Origin of the sequence: Pseudonocardia sp. (assembly GCF_025965585.1) — a bacterium.
Taxonomy (GTDB): domain Bacteria; phylum Actinomycetota; class Actinomycetes; order Mycobacteriales; family Pseudonocardiaceae; genus Pseudonocardia.
Window position 1 is genome coordinate 1 of sequence record NZ_JAOPWR010000244.1, and the last position, 13,053, is coordinate 13,053.

Annotated in this window: 17 protein-coding genes and 1 pseudogene; 7 read left to right on the forward strand and 11 right to left on the reverse strand. The window is 71.8% G+C overall.

The genetic code is table 11. The features are described 5' to 3' along the window. Window positions 1–315, forward strand: a 315-nt coding sequence (locus JWR81_RS15655) for a hypothetical protein (RefSeq protein WP_297652289.1), incomplete at its 5' end; no start/stop codon positions are given. Between the two features lie 62 nt (window positions 316–377). On the opposite strand, the gene JWR81_RS15660 is transcribed toward JWR81_RS15655, so the two are convergent. The 11 genes from JWR81_RS15660 to JWR81_RS15710 all read right to left on the reverse strand — a co-directional run bounded on the left by JWR81_RS15660 (window position 378) and on the right by JWR81_RS15710 (window position 6,691). Next, window positions 378–728: a hypothetical protein gene (locus JWR81_RS15660; protein WP_297652293.1), complete on the reverse strand. Its 351-nt coding sequence runs from the start codon at window positions 726–728 to the stop codon at window positions 378–380. Window positions 729–732: 4 nt separating this feature from the next. After that, the gene (locus tag JWR81_RS15665) at window positions 733–1,041 is read right to left on the reverse strand and encodes a hypothetical protein (RefSeq protein ID WP_297652296.1); all 309 of its coding nucleotides are present in this window, start codon (window positions 1,039–1,041) and stop codon (window positions 733–735) included. A gap of 1 nt (window position 1,042) precedes the next feature. Further along, a complete protein-coding gene (locus JWR81_RS15670; protein WP_297652299.1) occupies window positions 1,043–1,288 on the reverse strand; it encodes a hypothetical protein in 246 nt (81 codons plus the stop codon). Further along, window positions 1,288–1,482: a DUF1059 domain-containing protein gene (locus tag JWR81_RS15675; RefSeq protein WP_297652302.1), complete on the reverse strand. Its 195-nt coding sequence runs from the start codon at window positions 1,480–1,482 to the stop codon at window positions 1,288–1,290. The genes JWR81_RS15670 and JWR81_RS15675 overlap by 1 nt, the downstream gene beginning before the upstream one ends. Then, complete coding sequence (locus tag JWR81_RS15680; protein ID WP_297652305.1) at window positions 1,482–1,709, reverse strand: hypothetical protein; 228 nt, start codon at window positions 1,707–1,709, stop codon at window positions 1,482–1,484. The genes JWR81_RS15675 and JWR81_RS15680 overlap by 1 nt, the downstream gene beginning before the upstream one ends. Before the next feature lie 10 nt (window positions 1,710–1,719). After that, window positions 1,720–1,980 (reverse strand): hypothetical protein, encoded by a 261-nt coding sequence (locus JWR81_RS15685; RefSeq protein ID WP_297652308.1) that lies wholly within the window; start codon window positions 1,978–1,980, stop codon window positions 1,720–1,722. Window positions 1,981–1,984: 4 nt separating this feature from the next. Next, on the reverse strand, window positions 1,985–2,569 hold the full coding sequence (locus JWR81_RS15690) for an SRPBCC family protein (RefSeq protein ID WP_297652311.1): 585 nt from the start codon (window positions 2,567–2,569) through the stop codon (window positions 1,985–1,987). A gap of 9 nt (window positions 2,570–2,578) precedes the next feature. Next, window positions 2,579–4,927, reverse strand: coding sequence for an aerobic carbon-monoxide dehydrogenase large subunit (locus tag JWR81_RS15695; RefSeq protein WP_297652334.1), 2,349 nt, complete (start codon window positions 4,925–4,927; stop codon window positions 2,579–2,581). Between the two features lie 29 nt (window positions 4,928–4,956). Beyond that, entirely contained in the window at window positions 4,957–5,478 is a 522-nt protein-coding gene (locus JWR81_RS15700) for a (2Fe-2S)-binding protein (protein ID WP_297652314.1), read from the reverse strand. Between the two features lie 73 nt (window positions 5,479–5,551). Beyond that, a complete protein-coding gene (locus JWR81_RS15705) occupies window positions 5,552–6,427 on the reverse strand; it encodes a xanthine dehydrogenase family protein subunit M (protein ID WP_297652317.1) in 876 nt (291 codons plus the stop codon). 21 nt (window positions 6,428–6,448) lie between these two features. Then, complete coding sequence (locus JWR81_RS15710; RefSeq protein ID WP_297652320.1) at window positions 6,449–6,691, reverse strand: hypothetical protein; 243 nt, start codon at window positions 6,689–6,691, stop codon at window positions 6,449–6,451. Between the two features lie 250 nt (window positions 6,692–6,941). On the opposite strand from JWR81_RS15710, the gene JWR81_RS15715 reads away from it, so the two are divergent. The 6 genes and pseudogenes from JWR81_RS15715 to JWR81_RS15740 form a co-directional block, all read left to right on the forward strand. Beyond that, on the forward strand, window positions 6,942–7,823 hold the full coding sequence (locus JWR81_RS15715) for a xanthine dehydrogenase family protein subunit M (RefSeq protein WP_297652337.1): 882 nt from the start codon (window positions 6,942–6,944) through the stop codon (window positions 7,821–7,823). A gap of 1 nt (window position 7,824) precedes the next feature. Next, window positions 7,825–8,292 (forward strand): (2Fe-2S)-binding protein, encoded by a 468-nt coding sequence (locus JWR81_RS15720; RefSeq protein WP_297652323.1) that lies wholly within the window; start codon window positions 7,825–7,827, stop codon window positions 8,290–8,292. Then, window positions 8,289–10,688, forward strand: coding sequence for an aerobic carbon-monoxide dehydrogenase large subunit (locus JWR81_RS15725; protein WP_297652325.1), 2,400 nt, complete (start codon window positions 8,289–8,291; stop codon window positions 10,686–10,688). Before JWR81_RS15720 ends, JWR81_RS15725 begins: the two co-directional genes overlap by 4 nt. 14 nt (window positions 10,689–10,702) lie before the next feature. Continuing rightward, a complete protein-coding gene (locus tag JWR81_RS15730) occupies window positions 10,703–11,632 on the forward strand; it encodes an XdhC family protein (RefSeq protein ID WP_297652328.1) in 930 nt (309 codons plus the stop codon). Beyond that, window positions 11,629–12,513, forward strand: coding sequence for a MoxR family ATPase (locus JWR81_RS15735; RefSeq protein ID WP_297652331.1), 885 nt, complete (start codon window positions 11,629–11,631; stop codon window positions 12,511–12,513). Before JWR81_RS15730 ends, JWR81_RS15735 begins: the two co-directional genes overlap by 4 nt. After that, window positions 12,506–13,053, forward strand: a pseudogene (locus JWR81_RS15740) (hypothetical protein); the annotation flags it as partial. The gene JWR81_RS15735 and the pseudogene JWR81_RS15740, both read left to right, overlap by 8 nt.

The following is a 13,053-nucleotide window of genomic DNA, read 5'->3' on the forward strand; positions in this document are numbered from 1 at the left end:
CCCGAGAAGTACGCGGTGATCTACGTCGGGCACGCCGACGACCTCGCGGCCGAGGGCCTCCCGTTCCGGCACAAGCGCTCGCCGTGCTGGGTGAAGCGCGCGGGCTCGAAGTGGAAGGTGCACATCGCGTTCCTCGAAGTACCCGGCGGCAACCGCGGGCACCGCGAGATGATCGCGAAGGAGCTGGTGGCGGTCTACCACCCGTTCTGCAACGAGCAGCAGTACGACAACGAGTGGCGGGCGGAGTGGATCGGCGAGTACAAGGACGCCCCCAACACCGCCCCGCTGCCCCCGCACCGGCCGAGCGACGCGTGAGATGAACGCGGTGGGGTTCGGCTCCTGCGTAGTAGCCCCACCACGTTCATCCCACGCGTACTTCAGCGCCCGGAGGGGCTGTACCCGACGGTCTCGTGGATGCGGGAACGACGCCGGCCCGACGCCGGGCGGGCCACCGCGGGCCGGTCGGGGTTGGGGCTCACCTTGGCGATGATCTGCTCCGCGTACCCGTAGAGCAGCGGGAGCGCGCCCGCCACCCGGCCACCGGTGGCGTTGATGTGCTTCAGGCCCGGGCGGATCACGGTGGCGTCGTCGACGATCTGCTCGACGAGCCCGTCGCCGGCCTCGAGCGTGGTGGCGATCCGGCCCAGCAGGCTGCCGGTCCAATACAGGAAGAACGCCAGGCCCGCGATCAGCACGACGATCTCGACGACGGTCAGGACGATCAGCACGTCGTCACACCCTTTCGGCGTGGGTGGAGGCGGCGGGGGTGGGGATGCTGTCGACAACGCGGCCCAGGAACAGGTGGTGCTGCAGGCCCTCGGCGAGCACGAGGTCGAGACCGTCGCCGACGGTCGGGATCATGGCCGCGTCGGCCGTGTTCCCGGTGATGTCGGTGAGCGTGCCGCCGATCGACGTCGTGGCCGCGTCGATCCGCTTGACGAACGCGATGAGCATGCTGAGCAGCACCACCACCGCGACGATGACCACGGCGCCGAGCACCAGGATCACCGTCCAGTACGTGATCTCTCCGTCGGACAGCACCTCAGCCTCCCAGCCGCGCGCGACCGCGCTGCAGGCCACCGATGATCACGGTGGCGTGGTCGATGGTCTCGTTGAGGCCGGCGAGGCCCGCGGTGTTCGTCCTGGCCCGACCCAGTGCCTCGTCGATCTCGCGGGCCTGGGTGCCGATCTTGTAGGCCAGCACCAGGATCGGCGTCACCAGCGCGACGACGACCACGACGACGACCAGGCCGATGATCAGGCCGAGGGTCCATCCGAAGGGCACCATCACGCGCCTCCCTTCTCACGTGCAGCCGAATCTCGTGATGTGGAGACGAGGTAGCTCATCAGCGTCTCGTTGGGCTCGATCCCGTGCACGGCCTTCAGGTGCGCCGAGATCTGCTGCTGCAGGTCGCGGTCGTCGGTGGCGGTGACGGCGGCGTGGCACGGGCTGCCCGCCGTCCTGCAGTCGAACTCCTTCATCACACCGTCTCCGTCCAGGCCCGGACCGGGGCCAGGTTGGCGTTGACCGAGGGGACCACCACCGGCACCGTGCGCGTCTGGTGGGCGATCGCCCGCACCCCGACGACGACGGAACCGAGGGTGAAGTGCACGTGGCGCAGGTGCAGGACCACCCGCAGCAGCCCGACCGCCGTGACGGCGATGATCAGGACGGCGATCACGATCGTGACCCAGGCGACAGCCGGCATGACTCTCCTCCTACTTCGCCGGGAGCAGCGCCGCGACGCTGCCCGCGTACCTGGTCGCCCCGACGGCGACCTGCTTCACCGTGGCGTCGGTCGTGGCCAGCAGTGCCGGCACGTCGTTCAGCTCGACCGTGAGCTCGACCCCGTGGGTCAGGATGTCGTCGGCCGCGGCGCGGATGCGTTCCACCGCGGAGAGCACGCGGTTGAGGAGGGCGATCACCACCGGCAGGACGACGAACAGCAGGACGGCGTTGCCGATCCACCAGAGCACCATCGGGTCACCTGTTCCGGTCGTAGGGCAGGAAGAAGCGCGCGAACACGCGCTTGAGCGCCATCAGCGTGGCCTGCACGCCGATCGCGAGCCCGCTGGCCGGCTTGGCCGCGCGCACCGCGACGGTCGTGCCGCCGCCCCGGCCCTGGTTGTCGATGTTGTACTGCAGGCAGTCGGCGAAGCTCCTCATGAGCACGCTGGTGACGTCGGCGATCATGCCGCGGCCGAACTGCGCCGCGGCCCCGGAGATCTGCAGATCCTGGTCCACCTTCACGGTGGTGCCGCGGGCCCCGGGCACGAGCGTCGCGGTGATCGTCATGGCGGCGGTGCCCTTGCCCGTGTCCTCCGAGCCGGACGCGTCCAGGACGAGCCGGTGGGAGGCCTCGTCGGCGGAGGTGATCCGCGCCTTGCCGCTGAAGTTCAGCTTCACCGGGCCCAGCCGAGCCACGACCTTGCCGTCGTAGGTGCCGTTGCCGTCATCCCCGACCAGCTCGGCGCCGGGCAGGCACGGGGCGAGGTTCGGGACGTCGAGCATGTAGTCCCACACCTTGTCGACCGGTGCAGCCACCTGGAACTCGCTGTTGATGATCATGTCGGTCCCTCAGTCCTGCCGGAAGGGCGGCGCGCCGGACACGTCCTGGCCGTCCTGGACGGCCTGCCAGACGCGGTCGGGCAGCAGCGGCATGTCGATGTTGCGTACGCCCGTGTCGCCCAGTGCGTCGAGCACGGCGTTGACGTATGCTGCCGGGCCGCCGACGGTGGCGCACTCGCCGACGCCCTTGGCGCCGAGCGGGTGGTGCGGGCAGGGGGTGACCACCTCGTGCAGCTCGAACCCGGGCGTCTCCCAGGCCGTGGGCAGTAGGTAGTCCATGTAGTTCGAGCCGACCATGTTGCCCTCGGCGTCGTAGGTCTGGAACTGCATGTTCGCCGCGGCGTAGGCCTCGGTGAGCCCGCCCATGATCTGGCCCTCGACGATCATCGGGTTGATCCGCACGCCGCAGTCGTCGACGGCCACGAAGCGCAGCACGTCCCAGGTGCCGGTCTCCGGGTCGACCTCGACGGTCGCGATGTAGCAGGCGAACGGCCAGGTCAGGTTGGGCGGGTCGTAGTAGGCGTTGTTCTCCAGGCCGGGCTCCATGCCGTCGGGCATGTTGGAGTACGCGGCCATCGCGCACTCCTGGATCGTGGCGCCGCGCTCGGGAGCACCACGGACGTAGAACCGGCCGAGCTCCCACTCGACGTCCTCCTCCGAGACCTCCAGCAGGTGCGCGGCGAGCTTGCGCGCCTTGGCCCGGATCTTGCGCGAGACCATCGCGATGGCGGCCCCGGCCACCGGCGTCGAGCGCGAGGCGTAGGTGCCCATGCCGAACGGCGCGGTGTCGGTGTCGCCCTCCTCGACGATCACGTCGGCGGCGGGGATGCCGAGCTCGTGGCTGACGATCTGGCCCCACGTCGTCTCGTGGCCCTGGCCCTGGCTCTTGGCCCCGACCCGCAGGATCGCCTTGCCGGTCATGTGCACCCGCAGCTCGGCGGAGTCGAACATCTTGATGCCGAGGATGTCGTACTCGCGGCTGTTGCCGGCCCCGAGCGGCTCGGTCATCGTCGAGATGCCGATGCCGAGGCGCCGGCCCCGCTTGAGGGCCTCGGCCTGCTCACGCTTGAAGTCGTCGTAGCCGATGGCGTCCAGGCCGATCTGCAGGCACTTGCCGTACTGCCCGGAGTCGACGAGGAACCCGAACGGCGTGCGCGCGGGGAACGCGTCGTCGGGCAGCAGGTTGCGCCGGCGGAACTCGGCCTGGTCCATGCCCAGGTCCGTGGCCGCCGCCTGCATCATGCGTTCCTGGAAGAACATCGCCTCGGTGACGCGGAACGAGCACCGGTAGGCGACGCCGCCGGGCGCCTTGTTGGTGTAGTGGCCCCGGGCGGTGATGTGGCCGGTGCCGATGTCGTAGCAGGCGAACGCCGAGTGCATCAGCCCGATCTTGAACTTGCTGGGCTGGGCGTCGGAGAAGAACGCGCCCTGGTCGGTGTCGGCGTGCATCCGGACGGCGAGGATCTTGCCGTCTGAGCGCAGCGCCATCTCGGCGTCGAGATACATGTCGCGGCCGAACCCGGTGGAGATCAGGTTGCCGGTCTTGTCCTCGATCCACTTCACCGGCTTGCCGAGCAGGATCGAGGACAGTGTGGCCGCGACATAGCCCGGGTACACGGGCACCTTGTTGCCGAACCCGCCTCCGATGTCCGGCGAGATGATCCGGATCATGTGCTCGGGCAGCTCCGTGACCAGGGCGAACGCGGCGCGGATGATGTGCGGCGCCTGCGTGGTCATGAAGACCGTGAGCTTCTGCGTGGCGGCGTTGTAGTCGGCCACGGCGCCGCAGCACTCGATGGGCGACGGGTGGCTGCGCGGATAGTGCAGCTTCATCGTCGAGACGACGTCGGCCTGCGCGAACGCGCGGTCCGTGGCCTCGCGGTCGCCGACCTCCCAGCGGTAGCAGGTGTTGTCGGCCTGCCCCTCCTTGTCGTCGCGGATGATCGGCGCGTCCGCGGCCCTGCTCTGGATCGGGTTGACGATCGGCGGCAGCGGCTCGTACTCGACGACGACGGCCTCGCAGCCGTCCTTGGCGATGTACGGGTCGTCGGCGACGACGACGCACACCTCCTGGCCCTGGAAGCGCACCTTGTCGGTGGCGAGCACGGCCTGGGTGTCGTAGGACAGCGTGGGCATCCAGGCGAGGTTGCGCTGGGCCATCATCTCGCCGGTGAGCACCAGCCGGACGCCCGGGATCTCCCAGGCCTTGCTCGTGTCGATGCTCGTGATCCGGGCGTGCGCGAGCGGGCTGCGCAGGATCTCCATGTGCAGCATGCCGGGCAGCTTGACGTCGTCGACGTAGTTGCCGCGGCCGCGGATGAAGCGGCTGTCCTCGACGCGCCGGCGGCTCGCGCCCATCCCGCCGATCTTGACCTCGTCCAGTGCGGTCACCGGGCACCACCGTTGCGCTTCTCGGCCGCCCACAGCACGGCCTTGACGATGTTCTGGTAGCCGGTGCAGCGGCAGAGGTTGCCCGAGAGCGCCCAGCGGACCTCCTCCTCGGAGGGGTCCGGGTTCCGGTCGAGCAGGGCCTTGGAGCTCATCATCATCCCGGGGGTGCAGAACCCGCACTGCAGTGCGTGCTCCTTCGTGAAGCCCTCCTGCACGGGGTCGAGCTCGCTGGGCGTGCCCAGCCCCTCGACGGTGGTGACCTCGTGCCCGTCGGCCTGCACCGCGAGCATCGTGCAGGACTTCACCGGCTCGCCGTCCACGAGCACGGTGCACGCTCCGCAGTTGGTGGTGTCGCAGCCGAGGTGGGTGCCCGTCAGCGCGAGTCCCTCGCGCAGCAGGTGGGCGAGCAGCAGCCGCGGCTCCACCTCGACGACGCGCTTCTCGCCGTTGACCGTGATCGTGATCCGGCGCTCGTCGGCGCCGAGCTCCCGGACGATGCTCGACTGTCCGTAACTCATGAGTCCTCCTCGCCGGCGTTCGTCGGCCGCATTCGTGAACTCGCTGTGTCGCCGGCGGAACTCGCAAGCTCGTTCACGCGGCTACTCCCTCGGGCGCCGACTCACGGGCGAGCCCGCGCCGGACGAACGTCGCCACCACGTGGCGCTTGTAGGCCGCGCTGCCGCGGTGGTCGCTCTTGGGCCGGGCCGTCTCGGCGGCCAGTTGCGCCGCCTCCTCGATCGAGGCCTCGCTCAGGGGCCTGCCGACCAGCGCCTGCTCCGCCGCCGTGGCCTGGAGGTTGCCGGCCCCGACGCCGGTGAGCGCGATGCCCGCGCGGATGACGATGCCGGCGGAGGTCTCGAGCGCGATGGCGACGCCCGCCGTGGCGAAGTCCCCGACGCGGCGCTCGAGCTTGAGGTAGGTGCCCGACACCTGGCCCTTCGCGGCGGGCACGACCGCCTCGATCGCGATCTCGCCCGGCAGCAGCGCGTTCTGGAACGGCCCCAGCGAGAAGTCGGCGGCCGGGATCGTCCGGCGGCCGTTCGGCCCGAGCGCGACGATCGACCCGCCCAGCGCGAGCAGCACCGACGCCCAGTCACCCTGCGGGTCGGAGTGGCAAAGCGAGCCGACGAGCGTGCCGCGGTTGCGCACGATCGGGTCGGCGACGAGCGGTGCGGCCGCGGCCATCAGCGGGTGCTTGCCCGGCAGCAGCGTCGAGCGCTCGAGCGCCACGTGCCGGCACAGCGCGCCGATGCGCAGCGTGCCGTCGGCGTCCTCGCGATGGTGGTCGAGCCCGGGGATGTTGTTGATGTCGACGAGCAGCTCCGGCGCGGCGAAGCGCAGCTTGAGCAGCGGGACCAGGCTCTGGCCGCCGGCCAGCACCTTCGCCTCGTCGCCGAACTGCGTGAGCAGGGCGGAGGCCTCCTCGAGGGAGCGTGGCGCCTCGTAGCGGAAGCGGGAGGGGTACATCGATCTCTCCTCGGTACGGCTCTAGGCCTGCGGCCGGCGCTCGGGCTCGGCGACTGCCACGGGAAGCGCCTCGTCCTCGGGATCGGGGCGGGGCTGCTGATGCGGCGGCCACGGACCGGCCACCGGCTGGCCGGCGATCTTCAGGTACTCGGTCATCTGCGGCCAGGCCCAGATCGTGGGGCTCTTGCCCGTCTTCGGGGCGTTCTCGATGAGCTCGAACATCCGCGGGTTGCCCGTGCTGTGCCCGCTCGACTCGATCGCCATTCGTCCTCATTCGCCTCGTCGCGACGTCAACCGGCACGCCCTGTGAACATCACGTAGCGCGACCTACCGCTCCGGGTTGATCACCCGCAGTGTGGTGCGCAACATCACAGCGTTCCGAGTGGCGTGTCAAGTGGCGTCATGCTGCACCCGGGCGCACCCGTACACCTAGTCGTCCTAAGCGAAGGCTTAAGACGTCTTGTCCCGTTCCGGGAACGCGACCACGATGGCCGGACCCACCGTCGGGAGTGTGATGCAGGTCCCAGCCCACTTCGAGTACCAGCGCGCCACCAGCGTCGAGCACGCGATCGCGCTGCTGGCTCGTCACGGACCCGAGACCCGACTGGTCGCGGGTGGCCACAGCCTGATCCCGATGATGAAGCTGCGGCTGGCCCAGCCCGAGATGCTGGTCGACATCAACGACCTGACGGAGCTCGCCGGGATCCGCGTCGAGGGCGACCGGCTGCGGATCGGGGCGATGGTGCGCCACGCCGAGCTGCTCGACTCGGCCCAGGTCGGGGCGTTGCTGCCGATGCTGCACGACGCCGAGCGGGTGATCGCCGACCCCGTGGTGCGCAACCGCGGCACCGTCGGGGGATCGGTCTGCCAGGCCGACCCGTCGGAGGACCTCTCGGGCGCGTTCTGCGCGCTCCGCGCGGTCGCCGTCATCCGGGGTGGGGATGCGACACGGACCGTGCCGATGCGGGAGTTCTTCGTCGGCCCGTACGACACGGTCGTCGGTCCGGCCGAGGTGCTCGTCGAGCTGCAGGTGCCGCTGTGGTCGTCCGGGCCCGGCGGGGGCAGCGCCTACGTGAAGGTCGACCGCCGGTCCGGCGACTGGGCGGTCGCCGCTGCCGCGGCCGCGGTGTCCGTCGGGGACGGTGGTGTCGTCGTCGAGGTCGGGATCGGGCTCGCGGCCGTCGGCGCGCGGCACTTCGTGGCGGCCGAGGCGGAGGACTTCCTGAGGGGGAGGCCGGCCACCGAGGAGAACTTCGTCGAGGCCGGACGGCTCGCCGCGCAGCACTGCCGCCCGACCGCCGACCAGCGCGGCCCCGCCGACTACAAGCGCCACCTCACGGGCGAGCTCACCACCCGCGCGCTGCGTCGCGCCGTGGAGCGGGCGGGGGTGGTCTGACGTGCAGATCACCCTCAGCGTCAACGGCCGCGAGCACACCCGCGAGGTCGAGCCCCGACTGCTGCTCGTGCACCTGCTGCGCGACGAGCTGGGCCTCACCGGCACCCATTGGGGCTGCGACACGTCCAACTGCGGTGCCTGCGTGGTCTGGATGGACGACGTGCCGGTCAAGTCCTGCACCGTGCTCGCCGCGATGGCGTCCGGCCGGAGGGTGCGCACCGTCGAGGGGCTGGAGGGGCGGTTCGGCCTCGACCAGGTCCAGCTGTCGTTCACGCTGTGCCACGGGCTGCAGTGCGGGTTCTGCACGCCCGCGATGCTGCTGACGTCGCGCTGGCTGCTCGACCACAACCCCGACCCGTCCGACGAGGAGATCCGCGCGGCCATCTCGGGCCTGACCTGCCGCTGCACCGGCTACGAGAACATCGTCCGGTCGATCCGGCACGCCGCCGAGCAGGAGTCGCTGCGATGACGGCGCTCGCTGATCGGGCCTCGGACCACCCGACCCCGATGGGGCACGGATCGATGCTGCGCAAGGAGGACGCGCGGTTCGTCCGCGGGAGCGGGCGCTTCGTCGACGACATCCAGCTGCCCGGCATGCTGCACGCCGCGGTGCTGCGCAGCCCGTACGCGCACGCCAGGATCGTCTCGGTCGACACGAGCGCGGCCGAGTCGCACCCGCTGGTGCGCGCGGTGATCACCGGAGAGATGCTCGCCGCGCGCGGGCTCGCCTGGATGCCGACGCTCTCGCACGACGTGCAGGCGGTGCTCGCCACCGACAAGGTGCGCTACCAGGGCCAGGAGGTGGCGTTCGTCGTCGCCGAGAACCGGTACGCCGCGCGTGACGCCCTCGCCCTGATCGACGTCGGGTACGAGCCGCTCACCCCTGTCGTCGACGCGCGGCAGGCACTGGCTCCCGACGCCCCGCTGGTGCGCGACGAGACCCCGGGCCGCACCGACAACCACATCTTCGACTGGGAGGCGGGCGACGCCGCCGCCACCGACGCGGTGTTCGCCGCCGCCGACCACGTCAGCGTGTGCGACCTGCTCTACCCGCGCGTGCACCCCGCCCCGCTCGAGACCTGCGGCATCGTCGCGAGCATGGACCCGGTGAGCGGGAAGCTGACCGTGTACGCCACCACGCAGGCCCCGCACGCGCACCGCGCGATGTACGCGTCGATCGCCGGGCTGTCCGAGCACAAGATCCAGATCATCGCGCCGGACATCGGCGGCGGGTTCGGCAACAAGGTCGGGATGTACCCGGGCTACATCTGCTCGGTCGTCGGATCGATGATCACCCGGGCCCCGGTGAAGTGGGCCGAGGACCGCTCCGAGAACCTCATGACCACGTCGTTCGCCCGCGATTACCACATGCGCGGCGAGATCGCCGCCACCGCGGACGGCCGCATCCAGGGCCTGCGGGTGCGGGTGCTCGCCGACCACGGCGCGTTCAACGGCACCGCGCAGCCGTCGAAGTTCCCGGCCGGGTTCTTCCACACCTTCACCGGCTCCTACGACGTGGCCGCGGCGCACTGCCGCGTCACGGGCGTCTACACGAACAAGGCACCCGGCGGTGTCGCGTACGCGTGCTCGTTCCGGATCACCGAGGCGTCCTACCTCGTCGAGCGGATGGTCGACGTCCTCGCCCATGACCTCGGGCGCGATCCCGCCGAGGTGCGGATGGCCAACCTGCTGCGCCCCGAGCAGTTCCCGTTCCGCTGCGCCACCGGCTGGGAGTACGACTCCGGCGACTACCCGCGCACGCTGCGGCTCGCGCTGGAGATGGCGGGCTACGACGAGCTGCGCCGCGAGCAGGCCGAGCACCGCCGCGCCTACGAGGCCACGGGGCGCGGCACCGTCATGGGCATCGGGATCAGCTTCTTCACCGAGGCCGTCGGGGCCGGGCCGCGCAAGATGATGGACATCTTCGGCTTCGGCATGGCCGACGGCGCCGAGCTGCGGGTGCACCCCACCGGGTCGGCGGTGCTTGCGGTGTCGTGCATGTCGCAGGGCCAGGGGCACGAGACCACGTTCGCGCAGATCGTGTCCGAGGAGCTGGGGATCTCGCCCGACGACATCGAGGTCGTGCAGGGCGACACCGACCGCACCCCGTTCGGCCTGGGCACCTACGGCTCCCGGTCCACCCCCGTGTCGGGTGCGGCGGCGGTGCTCGCCGCGCGCAAGGTGCGGGAGCGGGCGCGGATCGTCGCAGCGGCGATGCTCGAGGTGAGCGCGGGCGACCTGGAGTGGGTGAAGGGCCGGTTCCACGTGCGGGGCGACGAGGCCGCCGTCGTCACGATCCGCGAGATCGCGATGGCCGCCCACTCCGACCTGGAGCTGCCCGACGGCGTCGAGGGGCACCTGGACGCCACGTGCGTCTACAACCCGCCCAACCTGACGTTCCCGTTCGGCGCCTACATCTGCGTCGTCGACGTGGACCCGGGCACCGGACAGGTGAAGGTCCGCCGCTTCATCGCCGTGGACGACTGCGGGGTGCGGATCAACACGACGATCGTCGAGGGGCAGGTGCACGGCGGCCTCGCCGACGGCATCGGGATGGCGCTGATGGAGCTGATGGCCTTCGACGGCGACGGCAACCACCTCGGCGCGTCGTTCATGGACTACCTGCTGCCGACGTCGTTGGAGTGCCCGTCCTGGGAGCTCGGGGCGACTGTCACGCCCTCGCCGCACCATCCCATCGGGGCCAAGGGTGTGGGGGAGTCGGCCACCGTGGGGTCGCCCGCGGCGGTGGTGAACGCGGTTCTGGACGCGATCGGGGTGCGGCACGCCGACATGCCTCTGACCCCGGCGCAGGTGTGGCGGGCCCTGCAGGGCCGGCCGCTCCGGACCGACCTGGCTATCGGTTGACGGCGGATGAGGACATGAGCAGAGCGGACATGTTGTCGCGGGTGGACGGGCTGCGCACCGGCCGCACCCCGTTCGTGCTGGCCACGGTGGTGCGGGCCGAGCGCCCGACCAGCGCCAAGCCGGGTGACTGCGCGTTGGTGCTGGCCGACGGCACGATCGACGGCTTCGTCGGAGGCGTGTGCGCGGAGTCCACCGTGCGGCTGGAGAGCCTGCGGCTGCTGCAGTCCGGCGAGTCGGGGCTGCTGCGGATCACCCCGCGCGCGGGGGACGCGGACGAGCCGGCGCAGGAGGGAGTGCGCACGGTCGGCAACCCGTGCCTGTCCGGCGGCACTCTGGAGATCTTCCTGGAGGCGATGATCCCGCCGGTCCTCGTCTCGGTGTACGGCGAGGCGCCGGTCGCGCGGGCGCTGGCGCGGGTCGGGCACTCCCTGGACTGGGACGTGCGCTCCGGCGTCGACCCGTCCGCGCCGATCGCCTCCGACACGTCGGCCGTGGTCGTGGCGTCGCACGGCCGGGACGAGGCCACCGTGCTGCGGGCGGCGCTCGCCGCGGGCGTCGACTACGTCGCGTTGGTGGCCAGCCGCCGCCGCTCGGCCGGGGTGCTCGACGAGCTCGCCGCCCTGGGTGTCGACGAGGAGCAGCGGGCGCGCATCCACGCGCCCGCCGGGCTCGACATCGGTGCGCGGACGGCCGCGGAGATCGCGCTGTCGGTGTTCGCCGACATCGTGGCGCACCGGCCGCGGGTCACCCTCCCTCCGGTCGAGGGGGCCCCCGAGCCGTGGCCGTCGCCCCGGCTGGAGATCGCCTCCGATCCCGTGTGCGGGATGGACGTGGCGGTGACCCCGAGCAGCATCTCCGCCCAGTACGGCGGGAAGGCCGTGTACTTCTGCGGCACCGGCTGCCGGCAGGCCTTCCTGGACGACCCCGGGCGGTTCGGCCGGTGACGGAAGGCCTGCCCACCGACGTCGACGGCCTCCGCGCCGGCCTGGACGGTGTCGGCTACCTCGCCGACGACGCGCTGGCCACCGCGCTGTTCCTCGCCGTCGCTCTCGCGCAGCCGATCCTGCTGGAGGGAGAGCCCGGCGTCGGCAAGACGCAGGCGGCGAAGGCGCTGGCCCAGGTGCTCGACACCCCGCTGCTGCGGCTGCAGTGCTACGAGGGGCTGACGGCCGCGGAGTCGCTCTACGAGTGGAACTACCCGCGGCAGCTGCTCGCGATCCGGCTGGCCGAGTCGCGCGGCGACCAGCTCCGCGACGCCGACCTGTTCACCCGCGAGCACCTGCTGGCCCGCCCCCTGCTCGCCGCCGTCGAGCACCCCGGGCCACGGCCCGCGGTGCTGCTGATCGACGAGATCGACCGCGCCGACGACGAGTTCGAGGCGTTCCTGTTCGAGATGCTCGCCGAGGCCGCGGTGACGATCCCGGAGCTGGGCACGGTCGCCGCCACCGTGCCGCCCGTGGCGGTGCTGACGTCCAACCGCACCCGCGACCTGCACGACGCGCTCAAGCGCCGCTGCCTCTACCACTGGATCGGCTACCCCGACGTCGCACGTGTGGAGGAGATCGTGCGTCGCCGGGTACCTGCCGCAGCAGGGTGGTTGGCCGGGCAGGTCGCGGCCACGGTGGGCCGGCTGCGCACCCTGGAGCTGCAGAAGCGGCCCGGCGTGGCGGAGGCGATCAGCTGGACCACCGCGTTGCACGTCCTCGGGGTCGCGGACCTGGACGAGGCGGCGGCCGACCGCACGCTGGGCGCCGTCCTCAAGTACGACGAGGACGTGCGGCTGGCCCGCGCGACGGGCCTGGCCGGGCTGATCGCCGGTGGCTGAGGGGGATCTGGCGGGCCTGGTGGCCCGGTTCGGCGCCGCCTGCCGCGACGCGGGCCTGGCCGTGGGGCCGGATCGCGCCGAGCGGTTCGCGCGGGCCGTCGTCACCGTCGCACCGGCCACCACCCGCCGGCTGCGGGACTGCGCGCTCGCGACGCTGGTGTCCGGACCCGAGCAGATCCCCCTGCTGGACCGCGTGTTCGCGCTGGTGTTCGGCGGCCTGGACGACCCCGCGGGCCGCCGCGGCGACACCGCCGAGCCCGCCTCCGGGGCGCCACCGCTCGCCGGCCCTGAGCCGCCGGGCACCGACCGGGCAGGCGGGGGCGCCGTGCGGACGGGTGCACCAGGGCAAACCTCTCGGGAGGAGCGCCGGGAGGTGGCTCGCCCCGCCGTCGCCGCCGACACCGAACGGCTCGCAGCCCGGGACTTCGACGAGCTCTCCGCCGAGGAGCTCGTCCGCCTCGCCGACGCGATGCGGGCCCTGCGCGTCGCGACACCGCCGCGCCGCACCCGGCGCACCACCCGCGCGGCCCACGGCGACCG

Excerpts from the sequence above, each read along its gene's own strand:
- JWR81_RS15680 (WP_297652305.1), bottom strand. The coding sequence starts at position 1,709 with ATGCCGGCTGTCGCCTGGGTCACGATCGTGATCGCCGTCCTGATCATC.
- JWR81_RS15710 (WP_297652320.1), bottom strand. The coding sequence starts at position 6,691 with ATGGCGATCGAGTCGAGCGGGCACAGCACGGGCAACCCGCGGATGTTC.
- JWR81_RS15690 (WP_297652311.1), bottom strand. The coding sequence starts at position 2,569 with ATGATCATCAACAGCGAGTTCCAGGTGGCTGCACCGGTCGACAAGGTG.
- JWR81_RS15695 (WP_297652334.1), bottom strand. The coding sequence starts at position 4,927 with ATGGGCGCGAGCCGCCGGCGCGTCGAGGACAGCCGCTTCATCCGCGGC.
- JWR81_RS15725 (WP_297652325.1), top strand. The coding sequence starts at position 8,289 with ATGACGGCGCTCGCTGATCGGGCCTCGGACCACCCGACCCCGATGGGG.
- JWR81_RS15685 (WP_297652308.1), bottom strand. The coding sequence starts at position 1,980 with ATGGTGCTCTGGTGGATCGGCAACGCCGTCCTGCTGTTCGTCGTCCTG.
- JWR81_RS15670 (WP_297652299.1), bottom strand. The coding sequence starts at position 1,288 with ATGGTGCCCTTCGGATGGACCCTCGGCCTGATCATCGGCCTGGTCGTC.
- JWR81_RS15675 (WP_297652302.1), bottom strand. The coding sequence starts at position 1,482 with ATGAAGGAGTTCGACTGCAGGACGGCGGGCAGCCCGTGCCACGCCGCC.
- JWR81_RS15705 (WP_297652317.1), bottom strand. The coding sequence starts at position 6,427 with ATGTACCCCTCCCGCTTCCGCTACGAGGCGCCACGCTCCCTCGAGGAG.
- JWR81_RS15700 (WP_297652314.1), bottom strand. The coding sequence starts at position 5,478 with ATGAGTTACGGACAGTCGAGCATCGTCCGGGAGCTCGGCGCCGACGAG.
- JWR81_RS15730 (WP_297652328.1), top strand. The coding sequence starts at position 10,703 with ATGAGCAGAGCGGACATGTTGTCGCGGGTGGACGGGCTGCGCACCGGC.
- JWR81_RS15715 (WP_297652337.1), top strand. The coding sequence starts at position 6,942 with ATGCAGGTCCCAGCCCACTTCGAGTACCAGCGCGCCACCAGCGTCGAG.